Origin of the sequence: Mycobacterium sp. SMC-17, assembly GCF_045310915.1 — a bacterium.
Taxonomy (GTDB): Bacteria; Actinomycetota; Actinomycetes; order Mycobacteriales; family Mycobacteriaceae; genus Mycobacterium.
In genome coordinates, this window is sequence record NZ_JBJIAK010000006.1 from 1 (window position 1) to 19,703 (window position 19,703).

At 68.3% G+C, this 19,703-nt stretch carries 25 protein-coding genes; 13 read left to right on the plus strand and 12 right to left on the minus strand.

The features are described from left to right. Positions 1-84 precede the first annotated feature (84 nt). Positions 85-798 (plus strand): SDR family NAD(P)-dependent oxidoreductase, encoded by a 714-nt coding sequence (locus ACJH7A_RS05855; RefSeq protein WP_064857502.1) that lies wholly within the window; start codon positions 85-87, stop codon positions 796-798. Continuing rightward, a complete protein-coding gene (locus ACJH7A_RS05860; protein WP_306307986.1) occupies positions 785-1,144 on the plus strand; it encodes an SgcJ/EcaC family oxidoreductase in 360 nt (119 codons plus the stop codon). The genes ACJH7A_RS05855 and ACJH7A_RS05860 overlap by 14 nt, the downstream gene beginning before the upstream one ends. Before the next feature lie 9 nt (positions 1,145-1,153). Here the strand turns inward: ACJH7A_RS05860 and ACJH7A_RS05865 are convergent, their stop codons facing one another. Genes ACJH7A_RS05865 through ACJH7A_RS05890 form a run of 6 tightly spaced genes read right to left on the minus strand, consistent with a single transcriptional unit; the run spans position 1,154 to position 5,152 of the window. After that, positions 1,154-1,546, minus strand: coding sequence for a hypothetical protein (locus ACJH7A_RS05865; RefSeq protein ID WP_064857500.1), 393 nt, complete (start codon positions 1,544-1,546; stop codon positions 1,154-1,156). An 11-nt stretch (positions 1,547-1,557) separates the two neighbouring features. Next, positions 1,558-2,781 carry an O-succinylhomoserine sulfhydrylase gene (locus tag ACJH7A_RS05870; protein WP_064857499.1) on the minus strand — a complete coding sequence of 408 codons (1,224 nt, stop codon included), beginning with the start codon at positions 2,779-2,781 and terminating at the stop codon, positions 1,558-1,560. Next, a complete protein-coding gene (locus ACJH7A_RS05875; RefSeq protein WP_061004545.1) occupies positions 2,778-3,191 on the minus strand; it encodes a rhodanese-like domain-containing protein in 414 nt (137 codons plus the stop codon). The genes ACJH7A_RS05870 and ACJH7A_RS05875 overlap by 4 nt, the downstream gene beginning before the upstream one ends. Positions 3,192-3,211: 20 nt before the next feature. Next, complete coding sequence (locus tag ACJH7A_RS05880; RefSeq protein ID WP_061004548.1) at positions 3,212-3,661, minus strand: hypothetical protein; 450 nt, start codon at positions 3,659-3,661, stop codon at positions 3,212-3,214. A 2-nt stretch (positions 3,662-3,663) separates the two neighbouring features. Further along, complete coding sequence (locus ACJH7A_RS05885) at positions 3,664-4,794, minus strand: ATP-grasp domain-containing protein (protein WP_061004550.1); 1,131 nt, start codon at positions 4,792-4,794, stop codon at positions 3,664-3,666. A 49-nt stretch (positions 4,795-4,843) separates the two neighbouring features. Further along, positions 4,844-5,152, minus strand: a complete 309-nt coding sequence (locus ACJH7A_RS05890) for a UBP-type zinc finger domain-containing protein (RefSeq protein ID WP_082762320.1) — start codon at positions 5,150-5,152, stop codon at positions 4,844-4,846. Positions 5,153-5,211: 59 nt separating this feature from the next. Here ACJH7A_RS05890 and ACJH7A_RS05895 point away from each other — a divergent pair, with 59 nt between their 5' ends. The 6 genes from ACJH7A_RS05895 to ACJH7A_RS05920 all read left to right on the plus strand — a co-directional run bounded on the left by ACJH7A_RS05895 (position 5,212) and on the right by ACJH7A_RS05920 (position 9,567). Beyond that, positions 5,212-6,804, plus strand: a complete 1,593-nt coding sequence (locus ACJH7A_RS05895) for a Na+/H+ antiporter (RefSeq protein ID WP_133427873.1) — start codon at positions 5,212-5,214, stop codon at positions 6,802-6,804. A gap of 258 nt (positions 6,805-7,062) precedes the next feature. Next, positions 7,063-7,458, plus strand: a complete 396-nt coding sequence (locus ACJH7A_RS05900) for a helix-turn-helix domain-containing protein (RefSeq protein WP_318986956.1) — start codon at positions 7,063-7,065, stop codon at positions 7,456-7,458. Beyond that, entirely contained in the window at positions 7,455-7,940 is a 486-nt protein-coding gene (locus tag ACJH7A_RS05905; RefSeq protein ID WP_020100678.1) for an SRPBCC domain-containing protein, read from the plus strand. The genes ACJH7A_RS05900 and ACJH7A_RS05905 overlap by 4 nt, the downstream gene beginning before the upstream one ends. A gap of 31 nt (positions 7,941-7,971) precedes the next feature. Further along, positions 7,972-8,433 (plus strand): VOC family protein, encoded by a 462-nt coding sequence (locus tag ACJH7A_RS05910; protein ID WP_346415997.1) that lies wholly within the window; start codon positions 7,972-7,974, stop codon positions 8,431-8,433. A 109-nt stretch (positions 8,434-8,542) separates the two neighbouring features. After that, positions 8,543-8,734, plus strand: a complete 192-nt coding sequence (locus ACJH7A_RS05915; protein WP_020100680.1) for a hypothetical protein — start codon at positions 8,543-8,545, stop codon at positions 8,732-8,734. Then, on the plus strand, positions 8,731-9,567 hold the full coding sequence (locus ACJH7A_RS05920) for a GH25 family lysozyme (protein ID WP_406801567.1): 837 nt from the start codon (positions 8,731-8,733) through the stop codon (positions 9,565-9,567). The genes ACJH7A_RS05915 and ACJH7A_RS05920 overlap by 4 nt, the downstream gene beginning before the upstream one ends. On the opposite strand, the gene ACJH7A_RS05925 is transcribed toward ACJH7A_RS05920, so the two are convergent. After that, on the minus strand, positions 9,568-10,053 hold the full coding sequence (locus tag ACJH7A_RS05925) for a MarR family winged helix-turn-helix transcriptional regulator (protein WP_406801568.1): 486 nt from the start codon (positions 10,051-10,053) through the stop codon (positions 9,568-9,570). 65 nt (positions 10,054-10,118) lie between these two features. Here ACJH7A_RS05925 and ACJH7A_RS05930 point away from each other — a divergent pair, with 65 nt between their 5' ends. Next, positions 10,119-12,092 carry an MMPL family transporter gene (locus ACJH7A_RS05930; RefSeq protein ID WP_406801569.1) on the plus strand — a complete coding sequence of 658 codons (1,974 nt, stop codon included), beginning with the start codon at positions 10,119-10,121 and terminating at the stop codon, positions 12,090-12,092. Here the strand turns inward: ACJH7A_RS05930 and ACJH7A_RS05935 are convergent. Then, positions 12,089-12,736, minus strand: coding sequence for a PaaI family thioesterase (locus tag ACJH7A_RS05935; RefSeq protein ID WP_406801570.1), 648 nt, complete (start codon positions 12,734-12,736; stop codon positions 12,089-12,091). The genes ACJH7A_RS05930 and ACJH7A_RS05935 overlap by 4 nt on opposite strands. Beyond that, positions 12,733-14,022, minus strand: a complete 1,290-nt coding sequence (locus ACJH7A_RS05940) for an adenylosuccinate synthase (RefSeq protein WP_267318636.1) — start codon at positions 14,020-14,022, stop codon at positions 12,733-12,735. Before ACJH7A_RS05940 ends, ACJH7A_RS05935 begins: the two co-directional genes overlap by 4 nt. Before the next feature lie 75 nt (positions 14,023-14,097). Between ACJH7A_RS05940 and ACJH7A_RS05945 the strand changes: the two genes are divergently transcribed. The 3 genes from ACJH7A_RS05945 to ACJH7A_RS05955 all read left to right on the plus strand — a co-directional run bounded on the left by ACJH7A_RS05945 (position 14,098) and on the right by ACJH7A_RS05955 (position 16,509). After that, positions 14,098-14,739: a peptidase M50 gene (locus ACJH7A_RS05945; protein WP_406801571.1), complete on the plus strand. Its 642-nt coding sequence runs from the start codon at positions 14,098-14,100 to the stop codon at positions 14,737-14,739. 9 nt (positions 14,740-14,748) lie between these two features. Next, on the plus strand, positions 14,749-15,522 hold the full coding sequence (locus ACJH7A_RS05950) for a site-2 protease family protein (protein WP_406801572.1): 774 nt from the start codon (positions 14,749-14,751) through the stop codon (positions 15,520-15,522). A 99-nt stretch (positions 15,523-15,621) separates the two neighbouring features. Beyond that, complete coding sequence (locus tag ACJH7A_RS05955; protein WP_346416007.1) at positions 15,622-16,509, plus strand: cation diffusion facilitator family transporter; 888 nt, start codon at positions 15,622-15,624, stop codon at positions 16,507-16,509. On the opposite strand, the gene ACJH7A_RS05960 is transcribed toward ACJH7A_RS05955, so the two are convergent. Further along, the gene (locus ACJH7A_RS05960; RefSeq protein ID WP_346416009.1) at positions 16,510-16,923 is read right to left on the minus strand and encodes a DUF3151 domain-containing protein; all 414 of its coding nucleotides are present in this window, start codon (positions 16,921-16,923) and stop codon (positions 16,510-16,512) included. It abuts the gene before it with no gap. 135 nt (positions 16,924-17,058) lie between these two features. On the opposite strand from ACJH7A_RS05960, the gene ACJH7A_RS05965 reads away from it, so the two are divergent. Next, on the plus strand, positions 17,059-17,496 hold the full coding sequence (locus ACJH7A_RS05965) for a hypothetical protein (RefSeq protein WP_406801573.1): 438 nt from the start codon (positions 17,059-17,061) through the stop codon (positions 17,494-17,496). Between the two features lie 28 nt (positions 17,497-17,524). Here the strand turns inward: ACJH7A_RS05965 and fbaA are convergent, their stop codons facing one another. Both fbaA and ACJH7A_RS05975 read right to left on the minus strand, forming a co-directional pair. Further along, positions 17,525-18,571, minus strand: a complete 1,047-nt coding sequence (gene fbaA, locus ACJH7A_RS05970; protein ID WP_406801574.1) for a class II fructose-bisphosphate aldolase — start codon at positions 18,569-18,571, stop codon at positions 17,525-17,527. Positions 18,572-18,663: 92 nt separating this feature from the next. After that, the gene (locus tag ACJH7A_RS05975; RefSeq protein WP_406801575.1) at positions 18,664-19,677 is read right to left on the minus strand and encodes an alcohol dehydrogenase catalytic domain-containing protein; all 1,014 of its coding nucleotides are present in this window, start codon (positions 19,675-19,677) and stop codon (positions 18,664-18,666) included. Positions 19,678-19,703: the final 26 nt, after the last annotated feature.

A 19,703-nucleotide genomic window follows, 5' to 3' on the forward strand; every position in this document is an offset into this window, starting at 1 on the left:
TCACCCGACCCACCCGGGTCGCAGTTCAACGTAACCGTCACAACATCACGAAATAACTGCAACTACGAACTTAAGGAACCCCCGATGAGCACCACAACCCGCGTCGCGATCGTCACCGGCGCATCCCAGGGCATCGGCGAAGCCCTGGTGGCCGGCTACCGCAAGCTGGGCTACGCCGTCGTCGCCAACTCCCGCACCATCGCCGAGAGCGACGATCCCATGGTTCTCACCGTCGCCGGTGACGTCGCCCAGCCGGGCGTCGGCCAGCGGTTGGTCGATGCCGCGGTCGAGCACTTCGGGCGCGTCGACACCGTCGTCAACAACGCCGGCATCTTCATCGCCAAGCCCTTCACCGAGTACACCGACGCGGACTACGACGCCATCACCGGCGTGAATTCCCGCGGCTTCTTCGAACTGACCCGCGCCGCCATCAGGACCATGGAGGCCCAGGGCGACGGCGGGCACGTCGTCACCATCTCGACCAGCCTGGTGGATCAGGCCAACTCGCAGGTGCCCTCGGCGCTGGCGTCACTGACCAAGGGTGGCCTGAACGCCGCGACCAGGGCGCTGGCCGTCGAATACGGCACCCGCGGAATCCGGGCCAATGCCGTCGCCCTGGGCATCATCCGCACTCCGATGCACGCGCCGGAGACGCACGAGTTCCTCTCGGCGCTGCACCCGGTCGGCCACATGGGTGACATCTCCGACGTCGTCGACGGCGTCCTGTACCTGGAGAACGCCAAGTTCGTCACCGGCGAGATCCTGCACGTGGATGGTGGTCAGAGTGCCGGGCACTGACGTGGTCCGCGAGGTCCTGGACCGGTGGCAGGCGGGCATCGCCGCCCACCGGCCGGACCAGGTCGCGGCGGTCTTCACCGACGACGCGATATTCCAGGGGCTACGGCCCTACACCGTGGGGCGCCAGGGCGTCTTCGACTACTACGAATCTCAGCCGGTCGGCCTGACGGTCGACTACCGCATCAACGAGATCCGGGAGCCCGCGGCCGGCGTCGTCCTGGCCTACACCCGGGCCGACTTCACCCGCCCCGACGGCGCGGTGATCAGCCTGAACCTGAGTGTCCTTGTCACACAAGGAGACAATGGCTGGCAGATCGCGCACTATCAGGTCTCGCCCGTCGGCTGACGGTCGAAATCAGAACTGCGGAAACGGCTCCCCGACGCGGTAGGCCTCGATGACATCCAGGTTCGCCATCAACTGCTCGACCGTGAAGCTGTAGATCTCGCCGTCCTCTTCGGTACCGACGAGGATGAGCTGCGGCTGGTCCGGATCGGAGACCCAGATCCGCGTCACCAACTCACGCGGATCGTCCTCGGTGCTTTCGAAGCCCGACGGCGGATAGTACCAGATGAGGTACTCGTCGTTGGAGTAGTCCGAATCGAATACCCAACCGCGCGGCAGGATTTCGCCCGCGATCCGCCCGACGGCCTCGACTTCGGCATGCACCTCGTCGGGCAGCCAGTTGGCGTTGCGGGTGGTCTGCCGCTTCTTGCGACGGGCCTTCTTGGCCGCTGTCTGCTTGGACATGCTCCAGCCCCCTAGCTCAGCGCCTGGTCCAGGTCGGCGATCAGATCCTCGGTGCCCTCGAGGCCGACGGAAATCCGCACCACGCCGTCGCCCAGCCCGATCGCGGCCCGGCCCTCCGGCCCCATCGCGCGGTGCGTGGTGGTGGCCGGGTGGGTGATCAGTGTCTTGGAATCGCCGAGGTTGTTGGAGATGTCGATGACCTGCAGCTTGTCGAGCACCTCGAACGCCCGGTCCTTGCCGCCGTCGAGCTCGAAGGTGACGACGGTGCCGCCGCCGCGCATCTGCCGCTTGGCCAGGTCGTGCTGCGGATGTGACTGCAGGAACGGGTATTTCACCCAGTTCACGCCGCGCACACCTTCCAGGAACTCGGCCACCCGCTGCGCGGACCGGTTCGAGTAGTCGACCCGAATGGCCAGCGTCTCAAGGCCTTTCAGCATCGTCCAGGCATTGAACGCGCTGATCGCCGGGCCCGTGTGCCGCATCAGCTGCTGCACCGGCCCGGAGATGTACTCCTTGTCGCCGAGGATCGCACCACCGAGCACCCGGCCCTGGCCGTCGATGTGCTTGGTACCCGAGTACACGACGACATCGGCGCCCAGCTCCATCCCCTGCTGCAGCAGTGGTGTCGCGAAGACGTTGTCCAGCACCACCTTTGCCCCGGCGGCGTGCGCCAGCTCCGAAACCGCGGCGATGTCGACCAGCGACTGCATCGGGTTGGACGGCGTCTCGAAGAACACCGCGGTGGTCGGCACCGACAGTGCCTCCTCCCACTGCGACAGGTCGTCGCCGTCGACGAAGACGGTCTCGACGCCCCAGCGCGGGAGAATCTCGTTGCACACCACGAAGCAGGAACCGAACAGGCTGCGCGCCGCGACCAGCCGGTCGCCGGCGGCGAGCAGCGCGCCCAGCGCGGTGAACACCGCCGCCATGCCGGTTGCCGTCGCGAAAGCGGCCGGTGCCCCTTCGATGAGCCGCAGCCGTTCCTCGAACATCTGGATGGTCGGGTTGCCGTAGCGCGAGTACACGTAGCGGTCGATCTCACCGGTGAACGCCTGCTCCGCGGCAGCCGCCGACTCGTAGACGTACCCCGAGGTCAGGAACATCGCCTCGGCGGTCTCCTCGAACTCGGACCGCAGCAGGCCGCCGCGGACACCGATGGTCGCCTGGCTCACGCCGTCGGGCAGCGGCGCCGGGACCCGGACCGAGGGGACGCCGTCGGCGTTCAGGCCCCTCATGACTGCACCCACGGCAGTCCGATGGCGCGCCAGCCGCTGCCACCGCGATGCCCCTGCTCGTCCAGGTGGCCCTCGAAACCGTCGAGCACGTTGTACGACGGGCCGATGCCCGCCGCCGTCGCCGCCTCGGCGGCACCGATCGAACGATTACCCGAGCGGCAAAGGAACACCACCGGCCGCTCGCCGGGCGTCACACCCGCGGCCAGCAGGTCGTCGACGAAACCGGTGTTGCGTTTGCCGTCATTCGACACCCACTCGATGTACACAACGTCACGTCCGAGGCTGGAGATGTCGGGCACGCCCACCCAGCGCCATTCGGCGTCGGTCCGGCAGTCGACAAGCACCGCCTCGGGGTTCTCGCTCAGCAGTTCCCAGGCCTGCTGCGGCGTGATATCTCCCGCGTAGCTCACGGATGCGAGTCTGTCACAAACTAGCTCGGGACCGGCGAGCACACCTTCCACGCGCCGTCCTCGTTCACCAGCACCACCGGCGCCGTGGGCTTCTGGTCCGGCGTCTTGTCGAAGTGGTACATCAACACGGCCGTGGCCTTCTGGCCGTCGAACTTGATGTCGCGCACCTCGTCGACGTAGCGCTGCCCGTTCTTGGCGGCCGAATCCTCTTGCTTGGCAAGCAAATCCGCCTCGGTACCGGCCTGGGCCTTGCAGGTGTACGTCTGGAAGCGCGCGTAGTCCTTGCGCTGCAGCCCGTCGTTCTGGCCGACGACCGCGGTGCGCACCAGCTGCTCCGGCGTCGGATCGTTCCGGCCGAACACCCCGATCGCGTTCAGGACGGCGATTATGACCACGAGGACCACAATCAGCGCCAGCGCGGCCAGGAACGGGCCCAGCGTCTGCCGCGGGTGCGATTCCGATTCGGTCATGGTCACGTCCCCGTCTGGTTGATCGCCGAGTGGTTGAGCACAGCGGCCACCTGATGCGCGCGGTCGCGCGCCCGCACGACGTCCGGCGCCGTCGCCAATGCCACGCACACCTCACCGGAGAGCCGCACGTCGCTCTCGGCGATGGCCAGCGCATCCGGCAGTGCGCGCACGAGCGCGGCCCTGTCGGCCGACGGGCGGCTCACCTCACCGGCGGCCGGCGAGATCATGATGGTGTCGACGGGCAGTCCGAGGATCGCCCGCGCGTGCAGGTCGAACTGCGACAGCCGCTGCGAACGCGTCGTGACGAAGCCCGCGCCCGTCAGCATCGGATGGACCGTCGCGAAATAGACCTCCTCGGCCCCGGACTCCGGGTCGGCACCGAGCAGCAGGTCCACCGTGAACAGCCCCGTGCCGCCCAGCTTGCCCGCGATCCGGGCGGCGATCGAGCGCGCCGCGTCCAGCGCCGGCTCCGACAACAGCTGCGGCTGCCACAACTCCAGCGGACCGCCCGTCTCGTGGCGGTGACCGATCGGCTCACAGAACTGCACCACCGGACCCGCCTGACCCTGGGTCCGCACCGTCAGCATGGTGAACTCCGCCGTCACGTCGACGGCCGTCTCGGCCATCACGCGCTCGCCGCCCGCGGCCACCGCACGGTGCCACGCCACGTCGACGTCCTCGAGACGCGACAGCACCGAACGCCCCGCGCCCTCGTTCGCGGCATGCGTCACCGGCGTGATGGTGAGCGGCAGCCCGGCGTGCTCGGCCACCGCGGTGAGTTCGTCGACCGATCCGGCGAACCAGAACGGCGCCGTCGGCAGCCCCAGCTCGTTGGCCGCCAGGGTGCGCAACGCCTCGCGGTCGGACGCGAGCCGCAAGGCACCCGGCGTCGGGAACACCGCGACTTCCTCGAGCCCGGCCAGCGCCTGCACGACGTCGGCGCCGAGATCCGCCGCCGGGGACTGCACGACCACCACCTGTGGGGTGTGCCGGTCGATCAGGGTCCGCAACGCCGCCGCTCCGGTCGGCGCGGGCACCGCGGTCGCCCGCGTCCCCAGCCGCTGGAACGACAGCACCAGTTCACTGCTCAGCTCACCGGCACCGAGCACCAGAACCGTTGTCCGGTCTACCAAGTCACCAACCTCCCCCGTCGCTCCGCTCGCCCCGCCGGCCAATCTCCCGTCAACCCAACCTGATGTCGACGTAGCACCAGCGCCAGCTCTCCCCCGGCTCGACCGAGCGCATCACGGGGTGGCCCGTGCGACGGTAGTGCTCGTTGGCGTGTTGGTGCGGACTGGAATCACAACAGCTGACCTGTCCGCAGGTCAGACACATCCGAAGGTGCGCCCACGTATCCTCCCCAAGTGCCGCACAGTCACCACAGCGGCCGGGCGTCTGCGGCTCCGGTTCTGCTTGGCCGACGGCGTCGGCGAGGTGCGTGCAGGTAGTCGGGGAATTTTCTTCACGCGGACGCGTTGCCCGTGACTGCATCCATTTCCCCAGCATGTTGAACAAGGATAGGGCCCGGCTGACCGAGGAGGTTTGAGGACATGGGTGCCCCACTGCTGGCAGTGCTGGTGGCCTCGGTGTTGTTGGCCGCGCTGGCCCGCCGTTACGACGTCTCCGCGCCACTGGGACTCGTCGTCGCCGGACTGGCCGTCGGGCTGATCCCCGGCGTGCCGGCCATCGAGATGCAGCCGCAGTTGGTGATGTTCGTCGTGCTGCCGCCACTGCTGTGGTCGGCCGGGCTGGAGAGCAGCTACCTGGCCCTGCGCAAGAACGTGCGTCCCATCGGGCTGCTCGCGGTCGGGCTGCCACTGGCCACCACCCTGGTCGTGGGGTTCGTCGCGTTTCACACCGTCCCGGAGCTGACGGTCGCCGCGGCGCTCACGCTGGGCGCCATCGTCGCGCCGCCCGACGCGGTCTCGGCCGCGGCCATCGGCCGGCGCCTCGGACTGCCCCGCCAGATCATGACGCTGCTCGGCGGCGAGAGCCTGCTCAACGACGCCACGGCGCTGACCGCGTACAAGGTCGCGCTGGCCGCCGCCGTCGGCGCGGCAGCGACCTGGCAGGGCGCGCTGGGCACGTTCGCGCTCGCCGCGCTGGGCGGTGTCGTGATCGGCGGGCTGATCGGGTGGCTCATCGAATTCATCCGGACCTGGCTGGACGACCCCCTCGTGGAGAGCGCCATCGGGCTCGTCGCACCGTATTTCGTCTACTGGCTCGCCGAAGAGGCACACGGCTCCGGGGTGATCGCGGTGGTGGTCGCCGCGCTGCTGCTGGGACAGCGCGCGACACGGGCGTCGTACGCCACCCGGCTGCAGGACGACGCGGTATGGAAGTCGATCCAGCTGGTACTGGAATCCTTCGCGTTCCTGATGATCGGACTGCAGCTGCCGACCGTCATCGACGAGCTGACCGGCATCCGCGCCGTCACCCTCGCCGTGGCGTCGGCCGCGGTGCTGGCGACGGTGATCGCGGTCCGCATCGTCTGGGTGTACGTCATGGCCTACACGCCACGGATGCTGTTCCGCGGGGTCCGGGACCGAGAACCCGCCCCGACCCCGTCGCAGGTCTTCATCGTGGCGTGGGCAGGCATGCGCGGTGTCGTGTCACTGGCCGCGGCGTTCGGTGTGCCTCTCGTGACACTGAGCGGCGACCCGTTCCCCGGCCGGCCGCAGCTGGTGTTCCTGACGTTCGTCGTGGTGATCGGCACGCTGCTGTTGCACGGCCTGACGTTGCCATGGCTGATTCGCACGCTCGACGTGCGCAGTGAGGCCGAGGCCCATCAGGATGCCCTGGAGCAGGCCGCGGCCTCGAGTCGCGCGGCGCAGGCGGCGGCCGACCGGCTCGACGAATTGCTGGCTCGCAGCAGCGATTCCAGCGCCCAACAGCACGTCGGCGAGGTATTGCAGAGCTGGAACGACCGGCGCCGCAACGCGGTGTGGGAACGACTCGGGCGCAGTGACGACGACATCGGCGAAAGCCCGGCGTCGGCCATGCGGCGGCTGCGGCTCGAGATGCTGGCGGCCGAGCGCGAGACCTACATCGCCGAACGCGACGCCGGGAACATCGACGACGAGGTGCTGCGGTCGGTGCTCCACGGGCTGGACCTGGAAGAAGCGGCGCTCAACCGGGAGTAGGGCTCGGCTCCCGCGCCGAGAGTGCGGGAAATGGCCTACATCTCGGCGAATTCACGGCCATATCGCACACTGTCGAGGCGACCCTGCGCCCTGAGTTCAGGGTCACCGAGGTCGAGCCGCCGATTCAAGTTGAGCCTGTAGTGAGGGCGCAACCTACTCGCACAAATACGCCCTAGGTACAGGATCAACGGGCCACCGTGCACTTTCGACGCAACCAGCCCTTGACGCCGCCGCGACGCCGACCTAACCTACAACCAAATGGTTGTAAATGCTTCCCCTGAGGCCTTCACCGATGCGGAGATCGACCGGATCTTCCACGCATTGGCGGACGCCACCCGCCGCGACATCGTCGCCCGCACGATGCGCAGCGACCAGTCGGTGAGCGCGCTCGCCCGCGGCTACGACATGAGCTTCGCGGCGGTGCAGAAACACGTCGCGGTACTGGCCGGTGCCGCGTTGGTGCATAAAGAGCGCCGCGGCCGGGAACAACTCGTGCGTGCGGTGCCCGAAACCCTGCACCGAGCGGGCGTGCTCCTGGAGCGGTACGCGGCGCTCTGGCACGACCGTGCCGCGAGCATCGAGGCGATCCTCGCCGAAGACGGTTACCCACCACACGAAAAATCAAGCAGCACAAAACGAAAGGACCACCGATGACGGTGATCAGCAGCGCCGCCGACCCGCAAGCCCTCACCATGACCTTCGTGGCCGAGTTCGCCGCGCCGCCGGCCCGGGTCTGGCAGGTGTGGGAAGACCCGCGGCAGCTGGAACGCTGGTGGGGTCCGCCGACGTGGCCGGCCACGTTCACCCGGCATGAACTCACCCCGAGCGGGCAGTCGCGCTATCACATGACCGGACCCGAGGGCGAGAAGGCGCCGGGCTGGTGGACCACGCTCGAGGTCGACGCACCGTCGCGGCTTCTCATCGAGGACGGCTTTTCGCAGCCCGACGGCGAGCCCGACCCCGAGATGCCCACCATGCGCCTCGAGGTGTCGTTCGACGCGATCGACACCGGCACGCGGATGACGATCGTCACCCGGTTCACCGACCTCGAACAACTCGAGAAGGTGACCGCGATGGGCATGGTCGAGGGCATGACCGGCGCCCTGGGTCAGATCGACGCACTGCTGGCCGCCTGAACGAAAGCGACTGAAAGACAAGGAGAACGACGTGCCGACCGCCATCCAGCCATGTCTGTGGTTCAACGACCAGGCCCGCGAGGCCATGAACTACTACGTCGAGGTGTTTCCGAACTCCCGGATCGTCTCGGTGGAGGAGTACCCGGACGAGGCCCTCGACGAACATTTCAAAGGCATGGCCGGCAAGGTGCTCAACGGCCGATTCAATTTGAACGGTGTCGATTTCGTCTGCCTCGACGGCGGGCCGATGTTCACCTTCAACGAATCCATCTCATTCGTCGTCGAATGCGCCGACCAGGACGAGATCGACCATTACTGGTCCAAACTCTCGCACGTACCCGAATCGGAACAATGCGGTTGGTGCAAGGACCGATTCGGGGTCAGCTGGCAGATCATCCCGGCCAAGATGGATCAGCTACTGGGCCGGCCCGAACAGATCCAGACGATGATGCGGCAGAAGAAGATCGTCATCGCCGAGTTGGAGAACGCCTGACCGAGCCCGGCCGCGAAATCGCGCTATCGTGGAAAGTGCCCTTCGACACAGACTGTGAACGAGAATCAAAGCGGGACAATACCTCTACAGTAGAAGGCGAGGATTCGCTATGAACGCGGCGGGCAAACCCGAAGCCCTCGGCGAGGTGTACGAGCAGGCGGGTGCGATCGCCACGGCGACGCACGACGCCGACGGCCGGTTGCAGTGGACGGTGCAGTCTCACGACGGATCCAGCGCCGACACAAAGGCTTTGGCGAGCACGACGAGCTGGACGCCGGTGAATCCGGAGACGGTGCTGTGACGCTCTACGGACCGGACACGTCGAACAACAACTTCCGCTCGGCGGCCGATGCCATCGCCTTCGTCTCCCAGCTACCCGGCCAGGGTTTCTCCTGGATCGAGCAGAAGGTGTCCGAAGGCAGTTACTACCGGGATCCGTACTGGCCGGTGATCGCACAGTGGTGCCGGGACAACCACTTTCCGCACATCGGCTATCACTACGTCACCACCAACAGCCCGGCGGCGCAGGCCCAGACGTGGCTCAGCAATAACGGTGGCCAGTATGCGATGCTCGACTTCGAGGCGAATTCCGGTGACATCCACAACTTCTGGGCCGTGGTCAATGCCTTCAATGCCGTCGGGGTGACGATCTCGCTGTCGTACATCCCGCATTGGTACTGGCAACAGATCGGCTCGCCCGACATCTCTCAGGTACCGGGCCTCATCGCATCGAACTACGTCAACGGCACCGGCTACGCGTCAAATCTCTATCCCGGCAATGACAATCAGCGTTACTGGTTCCCCTACGGCGGAGCCACGCCGCAGATCCTGCAATTCACCGACGCCGCGCTGATCGGGAATCTCTCGTTGGACTGCAACGCATTCCAGGGCACGCTCGATCAACTCATCTCACTGCTGCAGGGAGGCACCGTGACTCAACCCGACCCCACCACCGCGGCTCTCAACCAGATCCTGGCCATCGTGCAGGACATTCAAACCCAGCTCCGCGGCCCGAACCTCAACGGCTGGCCGCAGCTCGGCCACAACGCCGCCGGCCAGAACCTGACGGTGGTGGACGCGCTGGCCGCACTCCGGGCAGACGTCGACGCCCTCAAGGCCTCGTCTGCCGTGTGATCACGGCGCCTCCGGTGCCGGCTCGGCCCGGAACGTCCGCATCGCACCGGTGAGCGCCAAGAAAACCCGGTGCGCCGCCTCGAGGTCCGCATCGGGCAGGTCCGCCAGGGCCTGCGTGTTGAGGTGCGCCAACGGGCTGAAGAATTCGCGGCCGGTGGCGAGGCCCTTGTCGTCGTTCCGGAGGATGACCTTGCGCCGGTCGGCCGGATCGGCTTCGCGGCGCAGATGCCCGGAAGCGATCATCCGCTCCACCAGGTAGGTGATGGCCGCACCCGACGTGCCCATCAGCTTGCGTAGCTCACCGGCAGTCAGCGGTGTCCCCGCGGATTCGGCGACCATGATGTGCAGCAGCGCCCGGAAGTCGTTGGCGCCCAGTTCGTTCTGCACCGCGAAAGCCCGGCCGATCTGGTCGGATTCAGCCGTCAACGCCCGCACGTCGGCGGCGATCTGCGCCTCCAGGTCGGCGCGGTCGGACGGCTTCGGCACGCGGAGAGCATAGCGCCCGTCGAATTTCATTTGATTAATAGTTAAGTATTTGAAATATTTTGGGGGTGTCCACCCGAATCGCATGGGCGTCGGCCCTGATCGTCCTGTTGCTCTCCGGCGTTGCCATGGCATTGCTCGGCGCCGGGGATTCGTCGTCGCAATCGCCGGTGGCGGTGCCCGCCGGTGCCGAGTCCGCCCGCGCCGACGCCCTGCGCGCGCAGTTCCCGGGCGGCGATACCGCGCCGGCGATCATCGTCGTCACCCGCAGCGACGACGCGCCCCTGACGCCGGCCGATATCGCCGCGGCCGGGGCGGACGCGCGGGTATCCGAGGACGGCAAGGCCGCGGTGCGGGTGGCGCCGCTGGCGGGCGACCTGTCCGGCTTCGCACTCCGCGACAAGGTGCAGGAGCTGCGGTCGCAGGTGTCGGCTTCGCTGCCCGACGGCCTACGCGCTCAGGTCACGGGCGGGCCCGCATTCGGCGCCGATATCGCGAATTCCTTTGCCGGCGCAAACTTCACGCTGCTCGCGGTGACCGCAACCGTCGTGGCACTACTGCTCATCGTGACGTACCGCTCCCCCATCCTCTGGCTGATCCCCCTGTTGGTGATCGGCTTCGCCGACCAGGTGGGCGCGGTCGTCGGCACCGCGGTGGCCGCGGCGACGGGCCTGAACCCGGACGGTTCGACGGCGGGCATCACCAGCGTGCTGGTGTTCGGCGCGGGCACCAACTATGCGCTGCTGCTCATTTCGCGCTACCGGGAGGAACTGTCCCGGCGCAGCGACCATCGCGACGCCCTGCGAGCAGCGTGGCGCGCGGCGGCCCCGGCGATCATCGCCAGCAACGCCACCGTGGTCCTGGCGCTGCTGACACTGCTGCTGGCCTCGGCGCCGAGCAACCGCAGCCTCGGGGTGCAGGCGGCGTCGGGCCTGGTGGTCGCGGCGGTGTTCGTCCTGCTGGTGCTGCCGCCGCTGCTCGGGCTGTTCGGCCGCCGGCTGTTCTGGCCCTTCATCCCCGAAACCGGGTCGCACGCCGCCCCACTCACCGACAGCGGCCTCTGGCACCGCATCGCGGCAGGCGTGTCCCGCCGGCCGGGCCGCGTCGCCACCGTGGCGCTGGCGGGCTTGGCCGCGCTGTGCGTCGGGCTGGTGAATCTGCCCATCGGGTTGTCCCAGACCCAGCAGTTCCGGGTGCAGGCCGAGTCCGTAGCCGGCTATGACACCCTGGCCGCGCACTTCCCCAGCGGCCTGACGAATCCCACGACCGTCATCGCAGCGGACCCCGCGGTCGCCGACGTCATCACCCACTCCCCTGGCGTGGTGTCGGCGACGCCGGCCGGGCGCTCGGCGTCGGGCCTGACGCAGTGGTCGGTGGTGCTGGCTGCCGCGCCTGCTTCCCCGGAGGCATTCAAAACGATTGACGCCCTTCGCGACTCGGTGCACCAGATCGATGCGCAAGCAGTCGTCGGCGGCCCCGACGCACAGGCCCGCGATGCCGCGGCGGCAGCGCAACACGACCGGAAGATCGTCATCCCGGCGATCCTGCTGGTCGTCCTGGCCGTCCTCTACGTGCTGCTGCGCTCGGCGCTGGCACCGCTGCTGCTGGTGGCGGTGACGGTGCTGAGCGCGCTGGCGGCGCTCGGAGTCGGCGGCTGGGCCAGCGTGCACCTGTTCGGTTTTTCCGCGCTGGACAACGGAACTCCGCTGTTCGCGTTTCTGTTCCTCGTCGCGCTCGGCGTCGACTACACGATCTTCCTGGTGACCAGAGCGCGCGAAGAGACACCGGAATTCGGCAACCGCGAGGGCATCGTGCGCGCGGTCTCGGCGACGGGCGCGGTGATCACCAGCGCCGGCATCGTGCTGGCCGCGGTGTTCTGCGTGCTCGGCGTGCTGCCGCTGATCGTGCTGACGCAGCTGGGCATCATCGTCGGCCTCGGCATCCTGCTGGACACCTTCGTGGTGCGCACCGTCATCATCCCGGCGCTGTTCACCCTCATCGGGCCCCGCATCTGGTGGCCCGCACTGCGCGCCGAGCCTTAAGGCTGGCCGGGCAGCAGGCTCACCATCAGGCCGTTGGCCTCGGCCAGCAGGTTGCCCTCGGGATCGAACAGCTCGGCGGCGACGAAGGTCTTACGGCCGTCGACCTCGGTGACGTGGGCCTTGGCGGTCAGCACCGTGTCGATCGGGGTGACCTTGCGGTAGTCGACGTGCAGATACGCGGTGCGGCTCATGGGCCGGTTGACGGCGTGGATCAGCATCCCGAAGGCCTGGTCGAACAGCAGCGGCAGCACCCCGCCGTGCACGGCGTAGTTGCCGCCCACGTGGTACCGGCTGAACTCGACCTCCATCTCGACGCCCTCGGGCGAGAACTTCGTGACGGTCCACGGCGGCATCAGCAGACTGCCGGCACCCGGCAGCGACGGCACCCGGATGGCCGGGCCGACGCCTTCGGCGGCCTGGAACGGCCCGAGCAACTTCACAAGTTCCTCGACGCGGTCGGCGGCGTCATCCCAGGTGTCGCTGTCCGGGTTGGCCGAGACCGCCAGGTCCTGCAGCCGCCTCATGCCCTCGAGGAAGCGGCCGAACCCCGGGCCGGGGTCGGCAACCTCGAATCGTGGGAACCCGCCGTGCTGGTCGATGAAACCTTCGGTTTTCCCCGTCGCTTCGCTCGCCCCGTGGGTCACCCGAGGATGTCCCGGCGCACGATCGTCTGGTCCCGGCCGGGACCGACGCCGATGCACGACACGTGTGCTCCGGACAGTTCCTCCAGGCGCAGCACGTAGTCCTGCGCCTTGGCCGGCAGATCCGAGAACTCGCGGGCTCCGGAGATGTCCTCCCACCAGCCCGGCAGTTCTTCGTAGATCGGCTCGGCGCGGGCGATGTCGGCCTGCGTCATCGGCATCTCGTCGGTGCGCTTGCCGTCGACGGTGTAGCCGACGCAGATCGGCACCGTCTCCAGGCTCGACAGCACGTCGAGCTTGGTCAGGAAGTAGTCGGTGATGCCGTTGACGCGGGTCGCGTACCGGGCGATGACGGCGTCGAACCAGCCGCAGCGCCGGGCGCGGCCCGTGGTCACGCCGACCTCGCCGCCCGTTTTGGACAGGTAGGCGCCGTACTCGTCGAACAGCTCCGTCGGGAATGGGCCCGAGCCAACCCGGGTCGTGTAGGCCTTGAGGATGCCCAGCACGGTCGTGATCCGGGTGGGGCCGATGCCCGAGCCGACGGCCGCACCGCCCGCCGTCGGGTTGGACGACGTCACGAACGGGTAGGTGCCGTGGTCGACGTCGAGCAGGGTGCCCTGCGAGCCCTCCAGCAGGACCGTCTCGCCGCGCTCCAGGGCCTGGTTCAGCAGCAGCCGGGCGTCGGCGATGCGGTGCTTGAAGCCCTCGGCCTGCTGCAGCAGGCTCTCGACGACCTCGGCCGGGTCGAGCGCCTTGCGGTTGTAGATCTTGACCAGCACCTGGTTCTTGAACTCCAGCGCGGCCTCGACCTTGTTGGCCAGCTGCTCCTCGTCGAGGACGTCGGCGACCCGGATGCCGATGCGCGCGATCTTGTCCTGGTAGCACGGACCGATGCCGCGACCGGTGGTGCCGATCTTCTTGCTGCCCGCGTACCGCTCGGTGACCTTGTCGATGGCCACGTGGTACGGCATGAGCAGGTGCGCGTCAGCCGAGATCATGAGTTTCGAGGTGTCCACACCGCGGTCCTCGAGCCCGGAGAGCTCACTGAGCAGCACGCCCGGGTCGACCACCACACCGTTGCCGATGACGTTGGTGACCCCGGGTGTCAGGATGCCCGAGGGGATGAGGTGAAGAGCGAAGTTCTCCCCCGTGGGCAGTACCACCGTGTGCCCGGCGTTGTTGCCGCCTTGGTAGCGAACCACCCATTGCACACGTCCACCGAGTAGATCGGTGGCCTTACCTTTGCCCTCGTCACCCCATTGGGCCCCGATGAGCACGATTGCCGGCATCGTTTTGCCTCCCGCATTACCTGCCTGAATACAGTGGCAGCCGGTGAGCAACCTTATCCCAGCAGGACGAGAGGAATGGCCTTGACCGCCAGAGAGGTCTCCGGGGATGTCGTGGCGCTGGTCTTCGGCGACCGCCGGACACCCCGCGCACTGGCGGATCTGACGGCTCTCCAGGTGCCCCCGGACGGCGCTCCGACGATCCCCGACGGCACGGTCCGGATCATCGTCGTCGGCGATCACACCGACCTGTCGGCCACCCTGGCCCGGCTGCTCCGCGACGACCGGCTCGACGTCGAGGTCGGCTTCGTCCCACCCCTGACCCGCGGCGGGCTGGGTGCCGCACGGCGCGCCAGAGATGGTGTCGCCCAACGTGTTCCACTGATCCGCGACGAGACCGGCGCGGTGATCGTCCGGTCCGCGCGCTGGTTGCCGTCGGGCGGCGACGCCATCACCGGAGAGGCCGTCGTCGACGACACGGTGCTGTTCGACGGACAGTCGGCGGGTGTCGTGATCGAGCCTTTGGCCGGCATGCCGGGGCTGCGTGCGCGGGCCCTCGGGGCCGGACGTTCGGGACCCGGACGGGGCTGGGTCGCCGGCCGCGCCGCGCAGCTCGGCAGCACCGGAGTTTTGGTTGAGCGCGACGGCGTGGCGGCCGCCCGTCCGGCGCGCCGGTCGGCGTTTTACCGCCATATCCAGGGTTGGCTGCGGGTCGGCTAGTTTGCAGTCATGACCATGCCTGTCCGGCGCGCCGTCCGTCCCAGCCCCGTCTTCTGGGCCATCGTGGCCCTGACCGTCGCCGGCGGCGCCCTGGCCTGGTTCTGCGGCGCCGAGGTGCGGCCGCTGGCCTACGCCGGCGTCTTCGTGTTCGTCATCGCGGGCTGGACCGTCTCGCTGTGCCTGCACGAATTCGGCCACGCCTACACCGCCTGGCGGTTCGGTGACCGCGACGTCGAGCTGCGTGGCTATCTGACGCTGAACCCCGCGAAGTACGCCAGCCCGCTGCTGTCGCTGGGCCTGCCGGCGCTGTTCATCGCCCTCGGCGGCATCGGCCTGCCCGGCGGCGCGGTGTACGTGCGCACCGAGTACATGACGCCGCGGCAGCGCACCCTGGTCAGCCTGGCCGGACCGTTCGCCAACCTGGTGCTCGCCGTCATCCTGCTGGTCGCGACGGCGGTGCTGTTCGACAACGACCATCCGGTGTTCTGGGCGGGGCTGGCCTTCCTGGGATTCCTGCAGGTGACGGCGCTGTTCCTCAACATGCTGCCCATCCCCGGCCTGGACGGCTACGGCGCGCTGGAACCGCACCTGAGCGCCGACACGCAACGCGCGTTGCTCCCCGCTCGGCAGTGGGGCTTCCTGATCCTGATGCTGCTGCTGATCGTCCCCGAGCTCAACCGGCTGTTCTTCAACGTCGTGTACTCCGCCGTCAGCCTCACCGGCGTGCCGCCGCGCCTGGCGATGATCGGCAGCGCCCTGACTCGCTTCTGGTCCGCCTGGTAGCAGGGATTTGTGCACGATTTTCCGCGCTGACCGCGGAAAATCGTGCACAAATCCCAGGGCGCCTTGCGACATATGCAGAGTTCTGCATATATTGCTGGCATGGGTGCCGGACACGACCACAGCCATGGCTCGAACGCACGCGCCAGCCGCATGATCATCGCCGCAGCCGTACTCAGCGTCTTCTTCGTCATCGAGCTGACCACCGCGCTGCTGATCAACTCGATCGCGCTGCTGGCCGACGCCGGCCACATGCTGACCGACCTGGTCGCGATGTTCATGGGCCTGGGCGCCGTCCTCCTCGCCCGCCGCGGGTCGACGTCCGCCGCCCGCACCTACGGCTGGCACCGCGCCGAGGTGTTCACCGCGGTCGCCAATGCCGTCCTGCTGATGGGCGTCGCGGCGTTCATCCTCTACGAGGCCGTCGAGCGCATCGGCAACGCGCCGGGGATCCCGGGTGTGCCGATGATCGTCGTCGCCCTCGCGGGGCTGCTCGCCAACCTGGTCGTGGTACTGCTACTGCGCTCCGACGCCGACAGCAGCCTCGCCGTCAAGGGTGCCTACATGGAGGTCGTCGCCGACACCGTCGGCAGCGTCGGCGTCCTGATCGCGGGCATCGTCAACGTCACCACGGGGTGGCCGTACGCCGACGTCGTCGTCGCCGTCCTGGTCGCGCTGTGGGTGTTGCCGCGCGCCATCGCGCTGGCCCGCGCCGCGCTGCGGATCCTGTCCGAGTCCTCACCCCGCCACATCGACGTCGACGAGCTGCGCGAAGCGCTGGCCGCCGTGGACGGCGTCACCGATGTGCACGACCTGCACGTGTGGACCCTGGTGCCCGGCAAGGACATGGCCACCGCCCACCTGACGTCCGCGGCGGATTCGGCACGCGTCCTCGAGTCGGCGCGCGCCGTGCTGGCCGCCCGCGGGCTGGACCACGCCACCGTTCAGGTGGAGCCGCCGGCCGGCGACTGCCACTGCGAGATGGACTAGTCAGAGACCCAGCTCGGCGCGCGCCGCGGGATCGCAGTCGTCCAACAGGTCCAGGCAGCGCAGGTACTCGTCCTGCTCGCCGATGGATTCCGCCGCCTTCGCCAGCACTGCCACGCAGCGCAGGAAGCCCTGGTTCGGTTCGTGCGCGAACGGCACCGGGCCGAAACCCTTCCAGCCGTTGCGACGCAGCTGATCCAGGCCGCGGTGGTAACCGGTACGCGCGTAGGCGTAGGCAGTGATGGTCTGACCGTCGGCCAGCGCGGCCTCGGCGAGGGCGGCCCACGCGACAGAGGCCGTCGGCTGCGCCGCAGCAACGTCGGTCGGCGATTTACCGGCGGCGAGAGCGTCCTCGGCCTCGAAGTTGGCAGGCAGCAACACCGGCTCCGGACCCAGCAGATCACCCATTCGCGTCATGAGCGCCATTGTGCCGTGCGGCCGCTCACGAAGATCCCGCAGGCGGGAGATTAAGCTCCAGGTAGGACGTCGCGGCCTGCTCCAGGACGCATCGGCCCCAGTGCGCGATCTGATCTCGGGAGGACAGTCACCCCCATGTCGAACCCAGCCGCCATGTCGAACCCGACGGGACCGGACGGCCGTCGTGATGCCGATCAGCGCGCTGCCTCGACAGGCGACGACGCCGCGGCGGCAACCGAAATCTTCGAGCCCGCAGATCCAGCGACCGACCCGACGATCCCGGTGCGGCGCTTCACCGCGCCGTCGGGCTTCGACGGCAAGACGCAGATCATCACACCGCTGCCGGACCCGGAAACCGAACTGATGCCGCCGGCCGCGCCGCAGGTGATCCCCGGCGCCGTCAAGCCGCCGAAGGACCGTCGCAGCTGGGGCTGGGTCATCGCGCTGGTGCTGGTGATCGCGGCCATCGCCGCCGTCGCGGTGCTGGGCACGGTGCTCCTCACGCGCGGTCACTCGGCCATGAACGCCGAATGGCCGGTCACGACACAGGGTTTCACGATTCCTGCGTCATGACCGGCCAGTCGGCGGTGTCCAGCTTCGGCTACTTGCCGAGCCCCGCGGAGACGCTGCGGCCCGTGCTGTGCAGGTCGTTGCACGCTTCGATGACACGCTGGGTCATCGAGGCCTCGGCCTTCTTCAGGTAGCTGCGCGGGTCGTAGACCTTCTTGTTGCCGACCTCGCCGTCGATCTTCAGGACGCCGTCGTAGTTGGTGAACATGTGCGCCGCCACGGGACGGGTGAACGCGTACTGGGTGTCGGTGTCGACGTTCATCTTCACGACGCCGTAGCGCAGCGAGTCCTCGATCTCGGACTTCAGCGAGCCCGAGCCACCGTGGAACACGAAGTCGAACGGCTTGGAGCCGGCGGGCAGACCGAGCTTGGCGGCGGCCACCTTCTGGCCCTCGGCCAGCACCTCGGGCTTGAGCTTGACGTTGCCCGGCTTGTAGACACCGTGGACGTTGCCGAAGGTGGCGGCCAGCAGGTACTTGCCGTTCTCGCCGGAACCCAGCGCGTCGATGGTCTTCTCGAAATCTTCGGAGCTGGTGTACAGCTTCTCGTTGATCTCGGCCTCGACGCCGTCCTCTTCACCGCCGACGACGCCGATCTCGACCTCGAGGATGATGTTGGCGGCCGACGTCAGCTTCAGCAGCTCCTGCGCGATCTCCAGGTTCTCGTCGATCGGCACCGCGGAGCCGTCCCACATGTGCGACTGGAACAGCGGGTTCTCGCCGCGGGCGACGCGCTCGGCCGAGATGGCCAGCAGCGGCCGGACGAAACCGTCGAGCTTGTCCTTGGGGCAGTGGTCGGTATGCAGCGCGACGGTGATGTCGTACTTGGCGGCGACGACGTGGGCGAACTCGGCCAGCGCGACCGAGCCGGTGACCATGTCCTTGACCCCCAGGCCGGAGCCGAATTCGGCACCGCCGGTGGAGAATTGGATGATGCCGTCGCTGCCTGCGTCGGCGAAACCTTTGATCGCCGCGTTGATGGTTTCCGACGACGTGCAGTTGATGGCCGGGAACGCGAAAGAGTGTTCCTTGGCTCGGGCCAGCATCTCCGTGTAGACCTCGGGCGTGGCGATGGGCATGTTTTTCCTCTCGGCGAACCTGCAGTCTGGGCCAGTATGTCAGTCACGTGGAGCTGAAGTGCGGCACCCGGGGACACCGTCGGCTCATGTGGTCAGACGGTCAAGACCATCCGGTAGCGCGCGTGGCCGCCGTTCATGCGCTCGAAAGCTTCGGCAGCCTGCGCGAGAGGCCGTTCCTCGATGACGGCCCGCACGCCCGTCAGCGCGGCGAAGTGCAACGTCTCCTCGATATCGCGTGCGGTGCCGGACGGATGCCCGATGACCGATAAGCCACCGTTGATGAGGTCGAGCGGGCTGATCGGCAGGGCCTCGGGCGTGACACCGACCGTCACGAGTTGCCCCTCGGGTGCCAGCCCGCCGACCGTGGCGGCCATCGCCGTCGAGCTCGCGGCCGTCGCGAGCACGACGGTCGCCCCACCGAGACGCTGCAGTTCGGCGGCGACGTCCGAGGCGTTCGAATCGATGTAGTGATGGGCGCCGAGTTCCTTGGCGGCGGCCTCACGCTCCGGCCCGCGCGCGATCGCGACGGTCTCGAAGCCCATCGCCCGGGAGAACTGCACGCCGAGGTGGCCGAGGCCACCGATCCCGATCACCGCGACCAGGTCGCCGGCCTTGGCGCGCGTCTTGCGCAGCCCGTTGAACGTCGTCACCCCCGCGCAGCCCATCGGAGCGGCCTCGGCGAACGAGAATCCGTCCGGGATTCGGGCCAGCGCAGTCGCGGGCGCCGTGACCGACTCGGCGTATCCGCCGGGATAGTGCCAGCTCGGCACCTCCATGCGCACGCACTGCATGAAGTGGCCCTGGCGACATGGCACGCACCGGTTGCAGTTGCCGCCGAACCAGCCCACCGCCACGCGATCGCCGACGGCGAAGTCCTCGACCCCGTCACCCAGTTCGGCGATGGTGCCGGCGATCTCGTGGCCGAGTGTGATCGGCCACGACAGCCCCGGAAAGTGCCCCGCATGGAACTCGCGGTCGGTGCCGCACACCCCACACGCCCTGACGGCGATGCGGACGTGATCGCGCGGCGGCGAGACGGTGTCGACGTCGGCAAGTGCGAGCGGACCGTCGGCGTGCGCGACGTGAACTGCCCTGTGAGTGGCCATGTGCCGACCCTATGGGCGATGTGCGG

Bases quoted from the DNA above. Each gene is read 5' to 3' on its own strand.
- ACJH7A_RS05855 (WP_064857502.1), top strand. From the start codon at position 85: ATGAGCACCACAACCCGCGTCGCGATCGTCACCGGCGCATCCCAGGGC.
- ACJH7A_RS05865 (WP_064857500.1), bottom strand. From the start codon at position 1,546: ATGTCCAAGCAGACAGCGGCCAAGAAGGCCCGTCGCAAGAAGCGGCAG.
- ACJH7A_RS05870 (WP_064857499.1), bottom strand. From the start codon at position 2,781: ATGAGGGGCCTGAACGCCGACGGCGTCCCCTCGGTCCGGGTCCCGGCG.
- ACJH7A_RS05880 (WP_061004548.1), bottom strand. From the start codon at position 3,661: ATGACCGAATCGGAATCGCACCCGCGGCAGACGCTGGGCCCGTTCCTG.
- ACJH7A_RS05890 (WP_082762320.1), bottom strand. From the start codon at position 5,152: ATGCAGTCACGGGCAACGCGTCCGCGTGAAGAAAATTCCCCGACTACC.
- ACJH7A_RS05895 (WP_133427873.1), top strand. From the start codon at position 5,212: ATGGGTGCCCCACTGCTGGCAGTGCTGGTGGCCTCGGTGTTGTTGGCC.
- ACJH7A_RS05900 (WP_318986956.1), top strand. From the start codon at position 7,063: ATGGTTGTAAATGCTTCCCCTGAGGCCTTCACCGATGCGGAGATCGAC.
- ACJH7A_RS05905 (WP_020100678.1), top strand. From the start codon at position 7,455: ATGACGGTGATCAGCAGCGCCGCCGACCCGCAAGCCCTCACCATGACC.
- ACJH7A_RS05915 (WP_020100680.1), top strand. From the start codon at position 8,543: ATGAACGCGGCGGGCAAACCCGAAGCCCTCGGCGAGGTGTACGAGCAG.
- ACJH7A_RS05940 (WP_267318636.1), bottom strand. From the start codon at position 14,022: ATGCCGGCAATCGTGCTCATCGGGGCCCAATGGGGTGACGAGGGCAAA.
- ACJH7A_RS05945 (WP_406801571.1), top strand. From the start codon at position 14,098: ATGGCCTTGACCGCCAGAGAGGTCTCCGGGGATGTCGTGGCGCTGGTC.
- ACJH7A_RS05950 (WP_406801572.1), top strand. From the start codon at position 14,749: ATGACCATGCCTGTCCGGCGCGCCGTCCGTCCCAGCCCCGTCTTCTGG.
- ACJH7A_RS05955 (WP_346416007.1), top strand. From the start codon at position 15,622: ATGGGTGCCGGACACGACCACAGCCATGGCTCGAACGCACGCGCCAGC.
- ACJH7A_RS05960 (WP_346416009.1), bottom strand. From the start codon at position 16,923: ATGACGCGAATGGGTGATCTGCTGGGTCCGGAGCCGGTGTTGCTGCCT.
- ACJH7A_RS05965 (WP_406801573.1), top strand. From the start codon at position 17,059: ATGTCGAACCCAGCCGCCATGTCGAACCCGACGGGACCGGACGGCCGT.
- fbaA (WP_406801574.1), bottom strand. From the start codon at position 18,571: ATGCCCATCGCCACGCCCGAGGTCTACACGGAGATGCTGGCCCGAGCC.
- ACJH7A_RS05975 (WP_406801575.1), bottom strand. From the start codon at position 19,677: ATGGCCACTCACAGGGCAGTTCACGTCGCGCACGCCGACGGTCCGCTC.